This is a genomic window from Alcaligenes sp. Marseille-Q7550, assembly GCF_965112015.1.
This window is the reverse complement of sequence record NZ_CBCOPU010000001.1, coordinates 1067282-1082412: the sequence shown is the minus strand read 5'-3', so window position 1 is coordinate 1082412 and position 15131 is coordinate 1067282. Positions and strand designations below refer to the sequence as shown.

Annotated in this window: 10 protein-coding genes; 6 read left to right on the top strand and 4 right to left on the bottom strand. The window is 67.7% G+C overall.

The window, feature by feature from the left end; all coding sequences use genetic code 11:
* Nucleotides 1-182 precede the first annotated feature (182 nt).
* The 6 genes from ACWPWO_RS05095 (at nucleotide 183) to mutS (ending at nucleotide 11142) form a co-directional block, all read left to right on the top strand.
* The gene (locus ACWPWO_RS05095) at nucleotides 183-947 is read left to right on the top strand and encodes an AraC family transcriptional regulator (protein ID WP_454004900.1); all 765 of its coding nucleotides are present in this window, start codon (nucleotides 183-185) and stop codon (nucleotides 945-947) included.
* A gap of 170 nt (nucleotides 948-1117) precedes the next feature.
* Nucleotides 1118-2962 (top strand): ABC transporter ATP-binding protein, encoded by a 1845-nt coding sequence (locus ACWPWO_RS05090; protein ID WP_454004899.1) that lies wholly within the window; start codon nucleotides 1118-1120, stop codon nucleotides 2960-2962.
* A gap of 169 nt (nucleotides 2963-3131) precedes the next feature.
* Complete coding sequence (nagB, locus tag ACWPWO_RS05085) at nucleotides 3132-3896, top strand: glucosamine-6-phosphate deaminase (protein WP_454004897.1); 765 nt, start codon at nucleotides 3132-3134, stop codon at nucleotides 3894-3896.
* A gap of 155 nt (nucleotides 3897-4051) precedes the next feature.
* Nucleotides 4052-5212, top strand: coding sequence for an efflux RND transporter periplasmic adaptor subunit (locus ACWPWO_RS05080; RefSeq protein ID WP_454004895.1), 1161 nt, complete (start codon nucleotides 4052-4054; stop codon nucleotides 5210-5212).
* Nucleotides 5209-8310, top strand: a complete 3102-nt coding sequence (locus ACWPWO_RS05075) for an efflux RND transporter permease subunit (RefSeq protein WP_454004893.1) — start codon at nucleotides 5209-5211, stop codon at nucleotides 8308-8310. The genes ACWPWO_RS05080 and ACWPWO_RS05075 overlap by 4 nt, the downstream gene beginning before the upstream one ends.
* 204 nt (nucleotides 8311-8514) lie before the next feature.
* A complete protein-coding gene (gene mutS, locus ACWPWO_RS05070; protein WP_454006277.1) occupies nucleotides 8515-11142 on the top strand; it encodes a DNA mismatch repair protein MutS in 2628 nt (875 codons plus the stop codon).
* A 75-nt stretch (nucleotides 11143-11217) separates the two neighbouring features.
* Here the strand turns inward: mutS and ACWPWO_RS05065 are convergent, their stop codons facing one another.
* From ACWPWO_RS05065 to ACWPWO_RS05050, 4 genes are all read right to left on the bottom strand, one after another.
* Nucleotides 11218-11538 (bottom strand): 2Fe-2S iron-sulfur cluster-binding protein, encoded by a 321-nt coding sequence (locus ACWPWO_RS05065; RefSeq protein WP_454004891.1) that lies wholly within the window; start codon nucleotides 11536-11538, stop codon nucleotides 11218-11220.
* Nucleotides 11539-11566: 28 nt separating this feature from the next.
* Nucleotides 11567-12790, bottom strand: a complete 1224-nt coding sequence (locus ACWPWO_RS05060; protein ID WP_454004889.1) for an NAD(P)/FAD-dependent oxidoreductase — start codon at nucleotides 12788-12790, stop codon at nucleotides 11567-11569.
* Between the two features lie 82 nt (nucleotides 12791-12872).
* On the bottom strand, nucleotides 12873-13922 hold the full coding sequence (locus tag ACWPWO_RS05055; RefSeq protein ID WP_454004887.1) for a xylose isomerase: 1050 nt from the start codon (nucleotides 13920-13922) through the stop codon (nucleotides 12873-12875).
* Entirely contained in the window at nucleotides 13919-14947 is a 1029-nt protein-coding gene (locus ACWPWO_RS05050; protein WP_454004885.1) for an aromatic ring-hydroxylating dioxygenase subunit alpha, read from the bottom strand. The genes ACWPWO_RS05055 and ACWPWO_RS05050 overlap by 4 nt, the downstream gene beginning before the upstream one ends.
* Nucleotides 14948-15131 lie beyond the last annotated feature (184 nt).

Below are 15131 nucleotides of genomic sequence, written 5' to 3'. Positions count from 1 at the left end.
CGTTCTCTGCGCGCAAACGGCAGGCCGACCCCGACCAGGGTCAGGGATAGGCGTGCCGATAGCGCGGGGTAGAACGGGTTCATGCCGGGATCCAGAAAATGGAAAGGACAAGGGCATGATACGCAGCACTTGCAGGACTTGATTTCTATAATATGCCTATTGCTATCTTGAAAGAGCCAAGCATGCAGGAACCGGACCTGTCCCTTCTCGACACGGCCGCCGCCCGCCTGAGCGGGGCCGCGGCGGACTACGCCGACGGCGCGGTCGTCCCTCCCCACCGCCATGCCCGCTGCCAGCTGCTGGCGACCTTGCGAGGCGTCGTGGAGGTGCGCACGCCCGCGGCGCGCTGGCTGATCCCGCCCGACCGCGCCATCTGCCTGCCGCCCGATACCGATCACGAGCTGCTCATGCGCGGCGCCGTGCGGGTGCGCTGCCTGTACCTGGCGCCCGAGGTGCGCCCGGACCTGCAGCAGGCTCCGGGAGTGATCGCCGTCAGCGCGCTGCTGCGCGAAATCATCGCGGAGCTGGCTCTCTTGTCCACCGACATCGAAACCGGCCGGCGCGGGCAGTTGCTCAGCGAGTTGCTGCTCGAGGAACTGGACAGGCCCGCCGACGCCGCCTATCTCCTTCCCTGGCCGCAGGACGGGCGCATCGCCCGCGTCTGCCAGGAGCTGCTGGATCAGCCTGCCCTGGATCTGACCGCCCAGCAATGGGCCGGGCAACTGGCCATGAGTCTGCGCACCTTCCACCGCCACTTCGAACGCCAGACGGGCATGCGCTTCGGCCGCTGGCGCCAGCAGGCCCGCCTGCTGCACGCCCTGGAAGCCCTGAATCGCGGCCAGGCCGTGCTGCAGACCGCCTTGGACTGCGGCTACGACAGCCACAGCGCCTTCACGGTGGCGTTCCGCCGCCACTTCGGCTTCACGCCGTCGACGGCGCGCGCCTGATTGTTGACGCATCTGCAACACAAGGGCTGCATGCCCATGAGGTTTTCACGATCTGGCGATACAGACTGCGTTACGATCAAACAGCGTTCCGCCCCGCACCCCTCGGGCGGAGCCCCCTCTTCTTCCAATCGGGCCCGCCATCCGCAGGCCTGCCAGCCGGAGCCCCCTCGGTGCTGTCTTTCTTCGAACGCCGTGTTCCGCCCTATCCGGAACATGAACCCGCTATTCCTCCCAAAGGCTTCTTCGCCTTCATCTGGGCCTGTACGCGCGGCTCGCGCGGCTGGATCGCCCTGCTGACCATCACCTCCATCGGCCTGTCCGCCTACGAGGCGCTGCTGTTCGGTCTGCTCAGCTACATCGTGGACTGGCTGCCCTCCATCGAGCCGGCGCTGTTCTGGAGCCAGCAGGGCATCACGCTGCTGGGCATCGCCGCCGTGCTGCTGGGCAGCGTCCTGCTGCTGGGGCTGCACACCATGGTCATGCACCAGGCCCTGGCCATCAACTTCCCCATGCGGCTGCGCTGGCTGTTCCACAAGCTGATGCTCAACCAGAGCATGTCCTTTTATGCGGACGAGTTCGCCGGCCGCATCACCACCAAGATCATGCAGACCGCCCTGGCGGTGCGCGAAACCCTGTTCATGGCGGTGGAAGTGGTGGTGGGCATGGGAGCCTATCTCATCAGCATCCTGATCCTGACCGCCAGCTTCGAGCGCCTGCTGATGATCCCCTTCCTGCTCTGGGTGCTCTGCTATGCCTTCGTATGCTGGTATTTCGTGCCGCGCCTGGGCAAGATAGGCAGCGAACAGGCCGACGCCCGCGCCCTGATGACCGGCCGCATCACGGACGCCTACACCAATATCACTACCGTCAAACTGTTCGCCCATACCCGCCGCGAAGCCGATCACGCGCGCCGCGCCATGGAGCGTTTCCAGCAGACCGGCTACGCGCAGATGCGCCTGGTCAGCCAGTTCGAAGTCGCCAATCACGTGCTGGCCACCCTGCTGTTCATCGGCTCCACGGGCCTGGCGCTGTACCTGTGGTCGCAAGGGCAGAGTTCGGCCGGCGTGGTGGCAGCCATCATGGCCGTGGCCTTGCGCCTGTCGGGCCACTCCCACTGGCTGATGTGGGAACTGACCAATCTGTTCGAGAACGTGGGCACCATCCAGGACGGCATCAACACCCTGACGCGCGAACCCACCGTGGTGGACGCGCCCGACGCCCGTCCGCTGCAGGTGCGGCAGGGCCGCATCGAGTTCCAGGACGTCAGCTTCGCCTATCGCGACAAGAGCCGCCAGGTCATCGACAAGCTGAATCTGGTCATCCAGCCGGGCGAGCGCGTCGGCCTGATCGGGCGCTCGGGCGCAGGCAAATCCACGCTGGTGAACCTGCTGCTGCGCTTTCACGACGTGGACAGCGGCGTGATCCGCATCGACGGCCAGGACATCGCCCACGTCACCCAGGACAGCCTGCGCGAGGCCATCGGCATGGTCACGCAGGACACTTCGCTGCTGCATCGCTCCATGCGCGACAACATCCTCTACGGCCGCCCGGACGCCACGCTGCAACAACTGGAAGAAGCCGCCGAACGGGCGGCCGCCGCGGACTTCATCGTCAATCTGCATGACCGCGAAGGCCGCCAGGGCCTGGACGCGCATGTCGGCGAGCGCGGCGTCAAGCTGTCCGGCGGCCAGCGCCAGCGCGTGGCCATCGCCCGCGTCATGCTCAAGGACGCCCCCATCCTGCTGCTGGATGAAGCCACCAGCGCGCTGGACTCGGAGATCGAGGCCGCCATCCAGGAAAGCCTGGACACGCTGATGCAGGGCAAGACCGTGATCGCCATCGCCCACCGCCTGTCCACCATCGCCGCGCTGGACCGCCTGATCGTGCTGGACCAGGGCCGCATCGTCGAACAGGGCAGCCACCAGGAACTGCTGCAGCAAGGCGGCCTGTACGCCCGCCTGTGGGCGCGCCAGAGCGGCGGCTTCCTGGGCGAGACGGGCCGGCAGGAACACTAGAAGACCTGCGGACAGGCCTGCGCGCCGCCCCGGCGGAGTCATTCTGTTGCCAAAAAATACTGACGGCCGCCGCGACTGACATTAGAATTCCGGGAGCTGAAGCTTCGCCCGTGCACGGCGAAGCTTTTTTTTCAACCCGATACGCACTCAATACCAGACGCTCGTCATCATGTTTCTAGTCTTCCCTGATTCCGACGCCATCGCGCGGCACCTCAGCGCACGCCTGATCGAGATCATCCGCAACGATCCGCAGGCCGTCCTGGGCCTGGCCACCGGCGGCACCATGGAGCCCATCTACGCCCGCTTCGTCCAGGACGCCCTGGAAAGCCGGCTGGACGTGTCGCAGGTCAGCAGCTTCAACCTGGACGAGTATGTAGGCCTGGCGGCCGCTCATCCGCAAAGCTACAACCACTACATGCACCAGCACCTGTTCGATCGCCTGGCTTTCGACGAGTCGCGCCTGCGCCTGCCCGACGGCCTGACCACGCAACTGGAGCAACACTGCCGGGATTATTCGGACGCGATCGCCTCGCACGGCGGCGTGGCCTTGCAGTTGCTGGGCGTGGGCACCAACGGCCACATAGGCTTCAACGAACCGGGCACCCCCTTCGACAGCCGCACGCACGTCGTGGAACTGTCCGAGCGCACCCGCGTGGACAACAGCCGCTTCTTCGATTCCATGGAGGAAGTGCCCGCCTCCGCCATCACCATGGGCATCCAGGACATCCTGAGCGCGCGCGAAATCGTGCTGGTGGTCACCGGCGAGCACAAGGCCCGCACCATGTTGAACTACCAGGAAGGCGGCATCACGGAAAAGCTGCCCTTCACGGCGCTCAAGCTCCACGCCAACACGCACATCCTGCTGGACGAAGCCGCCGCCAGCCTGCTGGACGACACGCTCTGCCACAGACCGCCGCAACAGGCCTGCGCCTGATCCGCCGCCCCGACCCGTCCTGGACGGGTATTTTTTTGTCCCCTGTCTCCAAGCAGCGGTCACCGTTCCTTCACTCCTTATCAACGCTTCCCACGCCATGATGACCAGGTTTCCGGCGCGCTCCGCGCCCTGCAACCCCTTTTCCATCTGGCGCCATGAACATTTTCCCCTTCTGGTCCGGCAAATGGCGCGCGCGGCTCGTGCCGATCGCCTTGATCATCCTGCCTCTGCTGTCCGCTGCGCTGCTGCTGAACCGGCCAGCCTCGGACGCCCCGGCTGCCGACCCGGCCCAGGCGGCGGCCCCTGCCGTCAGCATCGCCAGCGCCCAGCCGGCCCGATGGACGCGCACGCTGCGCGTCTTCGGGACATTGGTGGCGCAGGACGCGGTGGCCATCAGCAGCACGCTGGCCGACCTGCGCATCGCCCGCGTCCTGGTGGAGGAAGGCGACCACGTGCATGCAGGACAAGTCCTGGCCGAGCTGGACGATGCGCAGCACCGCGCGCGCCTGCGGCAGGCGCAGGCCGAACTGGACAAGGCCCGCGGTGAATTGCGCGCGCACCAGGCCGAGCATGACGACGCGCAGCGCCACCATGCCCGCCTGCAGGCCTTGGGAGTGGGGCCCGTCAGCGCTCATCTGATCGAGGAACAGAAGGCCCGCGCACAGGCTGCGCTGGCGCGCATGCAGGCGGCGCAGGCCCAGGTGCAGCGCGCCCATGCGGCCGTGGAACAGAACAGCGATCAACTGGAACAGACGCGCATCCTGGCTCCCCAGGCGGGCCTGCTGTTGCAGCGCCATGCCCAGGCTGGCGCCCTCAGCGGCACGCAGCCCCTGTTCGTGCTGGCCGTCCAGGGCAGGCTGGAGCTGGAAGGCGAGCTGCCGGCCCAGGAGCTGGCCTTGCTGCAGCCGGGCCTGACCGCGCACATTCGCCTGCGGGAACAGGAGCTGACGGGCACGGTGCGCCTGGTGTCGCCGCGAATCGATCCCTATACCCGCCTGGGCAAGGTACGGATCGCCCTGCCGGACTCCATCCCGCGTATGCAAGCCGGGCAGTTCGTGCAGGCGGTGCTGGAGCTGCCCAGCCGGGACCTGTCGGTAACGGTGCCTGCAGCCTGCCTCGTCATGGACACGGCGGGCCGCGCCGGCGTCATGGTCGTCAACGAACAGCGGCAAGCCATCTGGCGCCGCATCCAGCCCGGCGAGCGCCACGACGGACAAGTGGAAATACTCGCCGGGCTGCAGGCCGGCGAGCATGTCGTTGCCCAGGCCGCTGCTTTCCTGCGCGACGGCCAGGACATCATCCCGTCCGTCCCATGAGCTTCCAGCTGTCCTCCTGGGCGATACGCCGCCCCGTCCCCACGCTCGTCCTTTTCCTGATCCTGACCCTCTGCGGCTGGCACGCCTTTCGCATGCTCCCCATCCAGGCCAGTCCGCAGGTCAGCTTCCCCCTGGTGTCCATCACTGTGACCCAGGCGGGCGCCGCCCCCAGCGAGCTGGAACTGGACGTGGCGCGCCCCGTCGAAGACGCGCTGGCCGCCCTGCCCGGCCTGAGGCGCATCACCTCCACGTTGAGCGACGGCCTTTACCTGGGCATGGCGGAATTCCAGCTTGACGTGGCGCCGGACCGCGCCGTCGGCGACGTGCGCGACGCCATCGCCAAAGTGCGCGCCGAGCTGCCCGGCTCCGTCCAGGAGCCGCAGGTCGCCCGCGTGGACGTGGAGAACGAAGCGCTGAGCTACTACGCCGTGGGCGGCGAGGGCCGATCGCCCGCCGACCTGTCCTGGTTCGTGGACGACACGGTGCGGCGCGCCTTGCTGGCGGTGCCCGGCGTCGAGCAGGTCGAACGCCTGGGCGGGGTGCGCCGCGAGATACGGGTGGAGCTCAAGCCCGAGCGCCTGCTGGCGCTGGACCTGAGCGCGGCCGAGGTGAACGCGCAGGTGCGCCGCCTGAACGTCAATCTGCCCAGCGGACGCGCCCTGCTGCATGGCCAGGAGCAGGCCATACGCCTGGGCGGGCAGCCTGACCTTGAGGCCCTGGCGGCGCTGCCGATCAGCCTGGGCGAGCGGCGCTGGGCCCGTCTTTCGGAACTGGCCGATATTCATGACGGGCACGAAGAAATCCGCCAGCAGGCCAGGCTGGACGGACGGGAGGTCGTGGCCTTCGCAGTCTACCGCGCCAAGACCGCCAGCGACACCATCGTGGACCAGGGCGTGCGGCAAGCCTTGGCCCAGTTGCAGGACCAGCACTCCCAACTGCGGATAGAGCCCATCCTGACCCTGGTGGACTACACCTACGACAGCTTCAAGACCTCCATGACGGCCTTGCTCGAAGGCGCTGCGCTGACTGTGCTGGTGGTGCTGCTGTTCCTGCGCAACGGCCGCGCCACGCTGGTGGCCGCGCTCGCCCTGCCCCTGTCCATCCTGCCGGCTTTCGCCGTCATGGCCGTGCTGGGGTACACGCTCAACAGCATCACCTTGCTGGCCCTGACCCTGGTCATCGGCATCCTGGTCGACGACGCCATCGTGGAAATCGAGAACATCGAGCGTCATCTGGCCATGGGCAAGCGTCCCTTCCAGGCCGCCATCGACGCCGCCGACGCCATCGGACCCGCAGTGATCGCCATCACGGCGGCCATCGTGGCGGTGTTCCTGCCGGTCAGCTTCATCGGCGGCTACATAGGCCAGTACTTCGAACAGTTCGGCGTCACCGTGTCGGCGGCCGTCCTGGCCTCCCTGCTGGTGGCGCGCCTGGCCACGCCGCTGCTGGCCGCCTACCTGCTGCGGCCCGCCGCGCCGGCGCCGGCCGCGGCCGAGCACGGCTGGATGAAGCGTTACCTGGCGCTGCTGTCCCTGGCCCTGGCGCACCGCCGCCTGGCCCTGTTCAGCGGCGCCGCCATTCTTGCCTCGTCCCTGCTGCTGGCGCCGCTGCTGCCTTCGGGCTTCCTGCCCGCCGCCGATCAGGGTCTGAGCCACCTGAATGTCACGCTGCCTCCCGGATCCACCCTGCAGCAGACCGATCTGCGCCTGCAGGAACTCAGCCGCGTCATCGCCCGCCACGAGGACGTCGCGCTGGTGTTCGCCACGGCGGGCGGAGCGGACTCCAGCGGTGCGCAGGACGTCTCGCGCGGCCGCCTTCTGATCCGCCTGAAACCCTACGAACAGCGCCGCCGCAGCCAGAAAGACGTCGAGCAGCAACTGCACGAGCAATTGTCCGGATTCAGCGACCTGCGCTACTACTTCCGGGGCCGAGGCGACGAGCGCGACCTGAGCATCGTCCTGCTGGGCGCCGACGCACAAAGCCTGTCGCGCAGCGCGCACGAGCTGGCCGCGCAGATGCGCGCGCTGCCAGGCCTGGCCGGGGTGCAGGTCAACGAGCCTTTGCTGCGGCCGGAATTGCAGGTACAGGTGAACGCCGAACAGGCCGCCCTGAGCGGGGTCACGAGCCAGGATATCGGCGCGGCGCTGCGCGTGGCCACCCTGGGAGAAACCGACACGGAATCGGCCCGCTTCTCGCTGCCCGACCGGCAGGTGCCCATACGCGTGCTGCTGCCCGCGTCCGCCCGCCAGGACCTGGACCTGCTGAAGCGGCTGCGCATCCCGGCCGGTCCCGAAGGCGGCGCGGGGCTGCATGCGGTCGCCGAACTGAGCCTGGGCGCGGGGCCGGCGCGCATAGACAGGCTGGACCGCCAGCAACGCATTTCGGTGGACGCCGACCTGCTGCCCGGCCGGACCCTGGGGCAGGCCCTGGAGACCATAGAGGCCCTGCCCGCCCTGCGGAACCTGCCGGCCGGCGTCACCCGCAGCGATACGGGCGATGCCGAACTGATGCAGGAAATGTTCGACAAGTTCGGCCTGGCGATGGGTTTCGGCGTGCTGATGGTCTATGCCGTGCTGGTGCTCCTGTTCCGCGATTTCCTGCAGCCCCTGACCATCCTGGTCGCCCTGCCCCTGTCCATCGTGGGAGCCATCGCCGGGCTGCTGCTCTACCGGGCCGCGCTGGACCTGGCCGCCATCATCGGCATCCTGATGCTGATGGGCATCGTCACCAAGAACTCCATCCTGCTGGTGGAGTTCGCCGGCGGCAAGCGCCGCCAGGGCATGGACGCGACAACCGCCCTGCTGCAGGCGGGCCGCGAGCGCGCCCGTCCCATCGTCATGACCACGTTGGCCATGGTGGCGGGCATGGCGCCCACCCTGTTCCTGAGCGGCGCCGACGCCGGCTTTCGCGCGCCCATGGCCGTGGCCGTGATCGGCGGGCTGATCAGCTCGACCCTGCTCAGCCTGGTCTACGTGCCCGTGGTCTACAGCTACCTGGACCAGCTGCGGCATTGGCTGGGCCGCCGCCTCGCTCCCCTGACCTCGGTCACCGCCGAGGACCGGCGCCAGGCCGAGGAGCGGGCGGCGGGGAAAGGCTGAAGCTCAGGCCGGCCCAGGCTGCCGCTCAAGAAAGCCGATCTGTTCAAAATTCACCCTTGGCTTCATGGGTGAACACATACCGGCACGATCGCGACCACAAACTTGTCCCGGCACGCCTGGCCCCACCCCGCCCCCGCTCGCTACAATAGCCAATTGGCCGTCCTCGAGACGGCGTTGTTGTTGATTTCCGACCTGTACTGCGCCATGACCTCCACCGCCGACCTGTCCGCCCACACGCCCATGATGCGCCAATACCTGCAGTTGAAAGCCGAAGCCGGCTCGCATCTGCTGTTCTATCGCATGGGGGATTTCTACGAAATGTTCTATGCGGACGCGGAGCGGGGCGCGCGGCTGCTGAACCTGACGCTGACCAAGCGCGGCTCGTCCAACGGCGAACCCATTCCCATGGCCGGCGTGCCCTTCCACGCCATGGAAGGCTACCTGGCCCGTCTGGTCGCGCTGGGCGAATCCGTGGCCATCTGCGAGCAGATCGGCGACCCGGCCGCCAGCAAGGGGCCGGTGGAGCGCAAGATCGTGCGCGTGGTCACGCCCGGCACGCTGACCGACGACGCCCTGCTGCCGCCCAAGGCGGACCGCATGATCGCCGCCTGCACCACCCTCAAAATACAGCGCCAGGAGCTCGTGGGGCTGGCCTGGATGAACCTGGCCAGCGGCGAATTCATGGTGTGCCAGTGCGAGCCGGACATGCTGGAAACCGAGCTGAACCGCATCAGCCCGGCCGAACTGCTCTACCCCGAAAGCCTGCGCCATCTGCCCGAGCTGCCCGGCGCCAGCTGCCACACGCTGCCGGACTGGCATTTTGCGCAGGACGGCTCGCGCCAGACGCTGCTGGATCACTTCAAGCTGGATTCCCTGGCCAGCTTCGGGCTGGACGATCTGCCCGCCGCCTCGGCGGCGGCCGGCGCCCTGCTGCGCTACGTGGGCAGCACGCAATCGCAGTCCCTGGCGCACATCAGCGCCATCCGCGTGCAGCACGGCTCGGACTTCGTGGTGCTGGACGCGGTCACGCGCAAAAACCTGGAGATCACCGAAACCATCAGCGGCGAGACCAGCCCCACCCTGTTCTCCACCCTGGACCACTGCCAGACGCCCATGGGCAGCCGCCTGCTGCGCCGCTGGCTGCACCATCCGCTGCGCCTGAACCAGGCCGCCCAGCAGCGCCAGGACATCGTCTCGCTGTTCTTCCAGTCCCAGCAGGCGGCCAGCCTGGACGCGCGCGATCCCCTGGGCCTGCTGCGCCGGGCATTGAACAGCTTCCCCGACCTGGAACGCATTGCCACGCGCATCGCGCTGCGCAGCGTGCGGCCGCGCGAACTGGCCAGCCTGCGCGACGCCCTGGCCAGCCTGCCGGAACTGCGCGCCGGGCTGGAGCAGAACTTCGGCGCTGCGGGCGGATTGCACGACCATCTGCAGCGCCTGGCGCTGAACCCCGAACTGGCCGCCCTGCTGCAGGCCGCCATCGCCCCTGAACCCGCCCTGCTGGTGCGCGACGGCGGCGTCATCGCCGACGGCTACGACGCCGAGCTGGACGAATTGCGCAGCCTGGCCAGCGACAGCGGCGACGTGCTGATGCGCATCGAAGCCCGCGAACGCGAGCGCACCGGCATCGCAACCCTGCGCGTGGAATACAACCGCGTCCATGGCTTTTTCATCGAGGTCAGCCGCGGCCAGGCCGACAAGGTGCCGGACGACTACCGCCGCCGCCAGACCCTGAAGAACGCCGAACGCTTCATCACCCCGGAACTGAAGGAATGGGAGGACAAGGTGCTCTCGGCCAAGGACCGCAGCCTGGGCCGCGAGAAGTTCCTGTTCGACGCCCTGCTGGACCGGCTGCAGGATTATGCCGGCCCCCTGGCCCTGTGTTCCTCCGCGCTGGCGGAGCTGGACGCCCTGTCCTCGCTGGCCCTGCACGCCCTGGACAACGACTGGGTCGCGCCCGAACTGAGCGAACAGGCAGGGCTGTGGATCGAAGCCGGCCGCCACCCCGTGGTGGAGCGCAGCATCGAACACTTCACGCCCAATCATTGCGAAATGCACGCGCAGCGCCGCATGCTGCTGATCACCGGCCCCAACATGGGCGGCAAGTCCACCTATATGCGGCAGGTGGCGCTGATCGCCCTGCTGGCGCGCGTGGGCAGCTTCGTGCCGGCGCGCAGCGCGCGCATCGGCCAGATCGACCGCATCTTCACGCGCATCGGCGCGGCCGACGACCTGGCGGGCGGCCGCTCCACCTTCATGATGGAGATGACCGAGGCCGCCGCCATCCTGGCCGGCGCCACGCAGTACAGCCTGGTGCTGATGGACGAGATAGGCCGGGGCACCTCCACCTATGACGGCCTGGCGCTGGCCTGGTCCATCGCGCATCGCCTGCTCAGCCACAACCAGGCGCTGACGCTGTTCGCCACGCACTACTTCGAGATCACCCGCCTGCCCAACGAACTGCCCACGGCGGCCAATGTGCATCTGGCCGCCGCCGAATCCGCTTCGGGCATCGTGTTCCTGCACGAAGTCCAGGAAGGACCGGCCAGCCGCAGCTACGGCATCCAGGTGGCGCAGCGCGCCGGCATCCCGGCCGCGGTCATCCGCCAGGCCAGCCGCGAGCTGAACCGCCTGGAAACCCAGAACGACCCCAGCGCGCAGCTGGATCTGTTCAATGCCGGCAGCGCGCCCGCCGCCCGCGAAGAGCCCGACCCCGCCACCGAGCAGGCCCTGGACCTGATGGACCAGTTCAAGCGCCTGGACGTGGACGACTTGAGCCCGCGCGCCGCGCTGGACTTCCTGTATCAGGTCAAGAAAAGCCTGAAGGACTGAAAGAAAAACGGGCCGGTGGATTCGAACCCCCGGCCCGTCCCCGGGTCAGGCCCGAAAGCCCGGCGCCTTCGGCCTTCAGTATTGACTGGCGGGCAGATGCACCATCAGCCCATCCAGTTCGGGCGTCAAGGCGATCTGGCAGGCCAGCCTGGAGTTCCCGCGCACCTCGCTGGCGCACTCCAGCATATCCACTTCCTGTTCCTGCGCAGGCGGCAGGCGCGCCTGCCACTCCGGCGGCACGTACACATGGCAGGTAGCGCAAGCGCAGGCCCCTCCGCACTCCGCCACGATGCCCGGCACATTGTTCAGCACCGCGCCCTTCATCAGGCTCAGGCCCGGCTCCACCTGCACGGCGTGCGTCGCGCCGCCGTGCTCCACATAATTGACTGTAATCATCTCGGTTCCTTGTAAAGCACACCCGCGTTCAGGCGGGCACGGCGGCCAGCGCCGCCGCCAGCTTGCCGGCGCCGTCCAGTTTGTCCAGGTCCAGCTCGCGCCCCTGGGCGATGGCCTTGCGCGCCTGCATGAAATCCGCCGGCGCATTGACGCATTCGGCGGCCTGCAGGCGGGCGCCCTGCAGATGCAAGACCACAAACCGCCCCTGCCGGGCATCGCCCAGCACGTGGGTCCGCGCGCCGGCTCCGGCCAGGCCCGCCATCTGCAGCTTGGCCTCGTATTGATCCGACCAGAACCAGGGAACATCCGGCTCGGCCGGCGGCCGGCCGCACAGGTGCAGGGCCAGTTGGCGCGCCTGCTCCAGCGCGCTGGGCACGCTTTCCAGACGACGCCGGGCGCCATCGGCCAGGGTCCGCACGCTGACATCGCCGATGGCATACACCCGCGGCCACGGGCTGCGGGCGGATTCGTCCACCGGAATGCCGTCCGCGCAATCCAGGCCGGCTCGCTGCAGCAGCTCCGTATTGGGCGTGGAGCCGACGCCGACCAGCACCACGTCGGCGTCCAGTTCGCGCCCGTCGCCCAGGCGCACGCCGCGCACGGCCGTCTCGCCCAGCATGGCCTGGACCTGCACGCCCAGCTCCACCGTCACGCCCCGGCTGCGGTGCAAGTGCGCCAGATGATCGGACAGCGTCGCCGACGCCAGCCGCGACCACAGGCGCGACTGCCGTTCCAGCACGACCGCCCCCACGCCCAGGGCCCTCGCCGTGGCCGCCACTTCCAGGCCAATGAAGCCGCCGCCGACGATGGCCAGGCGCCGCGCGCCCGCCAGGGCCTGCTTCAAGGCCCGGGCATGACCCAGCTCCCGCAACGGGTGCACGCCCTGCAACTCCCGTCCCGGCAGGTCGAGCTCCCGGGCGCGGGCGCCGGTGGCCAGGACCAGATGGTCGAAAGCCACCTCGGATCCGTCCGCGCAGCGCAGCCGCCGGTCCTGCAAGGACAGGTCCTGCACCACGCAGCCCAGGCGCAGGTCTATGTCCTGCTCGGCATAGAAAGCGGGTGCTCGCAGCAGCAGATCCTGCTCCTGCGTTTCACCCTTGAGCCAGGCCTTGGACAGGGGCGGGCGCATGTAGGGCGGACTGGACTCCCGGCCCAGCAGGACGATGGGGCCGCGATAGCCCTGCTGGCGCAACTGCCCGGCCAGGCTGCCGCCGGCATGGCCTGCGCCCACGATCACGAGGCGGCCGTCCATATCAGGCCTCCGTCCGCTTGTAGCCCGCTTTCCGGGCAAGGGCTGCACGTGTCTTCATGATGGTTCTCGTCTCGAAGGTGAATCAGGCGTCGATCAGGCCCGCCGCATGCAAGGCGCTGATTTCCGCCCAGGACTGCCGGATGAAACGCGCGGCGGCCACGTTCTGCTCGAACAGGTCGTAACGTGCCGCAAGGCCGTAATCGGGCAGATTGATCATCTCGGTGGTGATGTAGCGCAAAGGGCTCTGCGGATGCGTGATGTGGTAGCGCAGCACCTGGCGTATGGCCTCCTTGGAAGGCTCGAGCTGCCAGGCGTGCCAGGGAGAGTGCCACTGGCCGGGGCCGGGCTTGACCATGGGATATTGGATGCCGCGCGCAAACCGGCCGTCCTCGTTGCGATGCCACAGATTGGCGGGCTGCTTGGGCGCCACGGTGCGCAACTGGGTCCATTTCACGATGTTCATGTCCAGCCAGCGCTCGCACAGCGAGCCGGACTCGAAGGGATCCAGGACCAGCTCCCCGCGCTCCACCTGCTCCCGCACCCCCGACAGGGCCAACTCCCCGGGCTGGTGCATCTTGAAGACCACGTGACTGTAGTCCAGCGTGAAGTTGAACGGGACGCCGCGCTCCTGCACGGCGCGCGCGACGGTCTCCACTCGCGGAAAAAACTCCGTCCACATGTTCACGTGCAGCTCGAAGCTGGGTTCCACGCCCAGCGCCATGCCTTCGTCATACACCTGCAGGTAGTGGTCGACGATCTCCTGGTCGCTCAGCTCATGACCGTCCGCATGATGCGTGAAGGTCATGATGTTGTGGCAGGCCGCGCCGATGTCGCGGCAGATGCGCAGATTGTCGCTGAGCAGGGCCTCATCCTGGCCCAGGCGGTAGAACCAGCTGGCGGTATGCACAGGCAGGTCATGGCGCGCCATGGCCTGTTCATATTCGCGCAGATTGCCGCGCAAGGGGATGCGGTCGAAATAGTCGAACACGCCCGACTCCTTGACCATGCGGAACTGCTCGTCGATGGACGCCTCCTGCAGCCCGACCGGCTTGTCCAGTCCGGAGCGCTGCGCGCCCCGGCCGTTGCAGCCGATCAGGAACGGCGGCGCGGAATTCTGATTTGCCGTACTCATGCCGTCACCGCGCTGTCATCCATCATGCGCTCGACCATCTTGCGCATGCGGCGCGGCGCGGCATCGATGGCGATCTTGACGGTACGCCGGTCCGCATAGCGCCGCTCGTTGGCCTCGATGGCTTCCAGGATGGCCTTGTCTTCCGCGAAGGCCTCGCGGAACGAGGCCGACAGGGCGCGGTTGGTGGCCTCGTCGGCCGTGAAATTCTTGACGTGCAGCCAATGGTCGATGGAGTTCTCCGCATCCACGGGCGTGATGAAATGGCAGGCGTAGATCTGCATGCAATCGTCGCGCCGCCCCTCGGGCGCGCCCGTGCCCGTTTCGGCCGAGCCGAAGTCGATGATGGCGATGCTGGGCGCGTAGTAGTGGTAGTAGTGCCAGCGGTCCACATTGCCCTTGAAGTTGCCGAACTTGGCGAACAGGGGGATGGGCTCGGCGTCGATGATCCAGCGCCAGGTCACGAGCCTGTCCGCCTCCTCGGCATGCTGCACCGGCACGTCCTCGCTGGCCGCATTGCCCAGCGTGGTCTGGTGCACGAAGCTGACGTGCGCCGGGTCGCACAGATTGTCCGCCAGGCTCAGGTAATTGGCGCGGATGTGCAGCGCATCGCCCTCCACGGCGCTCCAGGCTGGGTCGTGGTACTGGGGCAGGTCGAAGATGCGGCCCCGATCGGCCAGTTCGGGCTCGCCCATCCAGATCCAAACCAGGCCCATGTTTTCGGCCGTGGGGAAATGGCGCACCCGGGCGCTGGCGGGCACCATGTCCTGGCCCGGCACCCGCACGCAGCGGCCGCTGCAGTCGAACGTCAGGCCGTGATAGCCGCACTCCACGCTGTCGCCTTTCAGCTTGCCCTTGGACAGGGGCAGCAGGCGGTGCGGACAAACGTCCTCCAGCGCCACCACTTCGCCCGCCTGGTTGCGGAACAGCACCACGTCCACTTCGATGATGCGATGCGCGCTCAGTTCCCGGCCGACCTGCCGGGACCAGGTCAGGGGATACCACGTGTTGGTCACGTATTTCTGCATTGCTGTCTCCTGGATAACCGTTGATTTGAGTGATTGCTCAAAATTCTATTTGAGCGTTTACTCAAACTCAATAGGGTAAACACCAATAAAAAGCGTACACGCTGTTTTTTCTGAAGAAGGAGACAGCGGGAAAAAAGCAGTCGGCTACGTTATGATGCAGACAGCGCCGTCTTGCGGCGTCCGG

What these genes read in the sequence shown, in the direction of transcription:
- ACWPWO_RS05060 (WP_454004889.1), bottom strand. Translation starts at nt 12,790, where the DNA reads ATGGACGGCCGCCTCGTGATCGTGGGCGCAGGCCATGCCGGCGGCAGC.
- ACWPWO_RS05075 (WP_454004893.1), top strand. Translation starts at nt 5,209, where the DNA reads ATGAGCTTCCAGCTGTCCTCCTGGGCGATACGCCGCCCCGTCCCCACG.
- ACWPWO_RS05065 (WP_454004891.1), bottom strand. Translation starts at nt 11,538, where the DNA reads ATGATTACAGTCAATTATGTGGAGCACGGCGGCGCGACGCACGCCGTG.
- ACWPWO_RS05080 (WP_454004895.1), top strand. Translation starts at nt 4,052, where the DNA reads ATGAACATTTTCCCCTTCTGGTCCGGCAAATGGCGCGCGCGGCTCGTG.
- nagB (WP_454004897.1), top strand. Translation starts at nt 3,132, where the DNA reads ATGTTTCTAGTCTTCCCTGATTCCGACGCCATCGCGCGGCACCTCAGC.
- ACWPWO_RS05095 (WP_454004900.1), top strand. Translation starts at nt 183, where the DNA reads ATGCAGGAACCGGACCTGTCCCTTCTCGACACGGCCGCCGCCCGCCTG.
- ACWPWO_RS05050 (WP_454004885.1), bottom strand. Translation starts at nt 14,947, where the DNA reads ATGCAGAAATACGTGACCAACACGTGGTATCCCCTGACCTGGTCCCGG.
- ACWPWO_RS05055 (WP_454004887.1), bottom strand. Translation starts at nt 13,922, where the DNA reads ATGAGTACGGCAAATCAGAATTCCGCGCCGCCGTTCCTGATCGGCTGC.
- mutS (WP_454006277.1), top strand. Translation starts at nt 8,515, where the DNA reads ATGACCTCCACCGCCGACCTGTCCGCCCACACGCCCATGATGCGCCAA.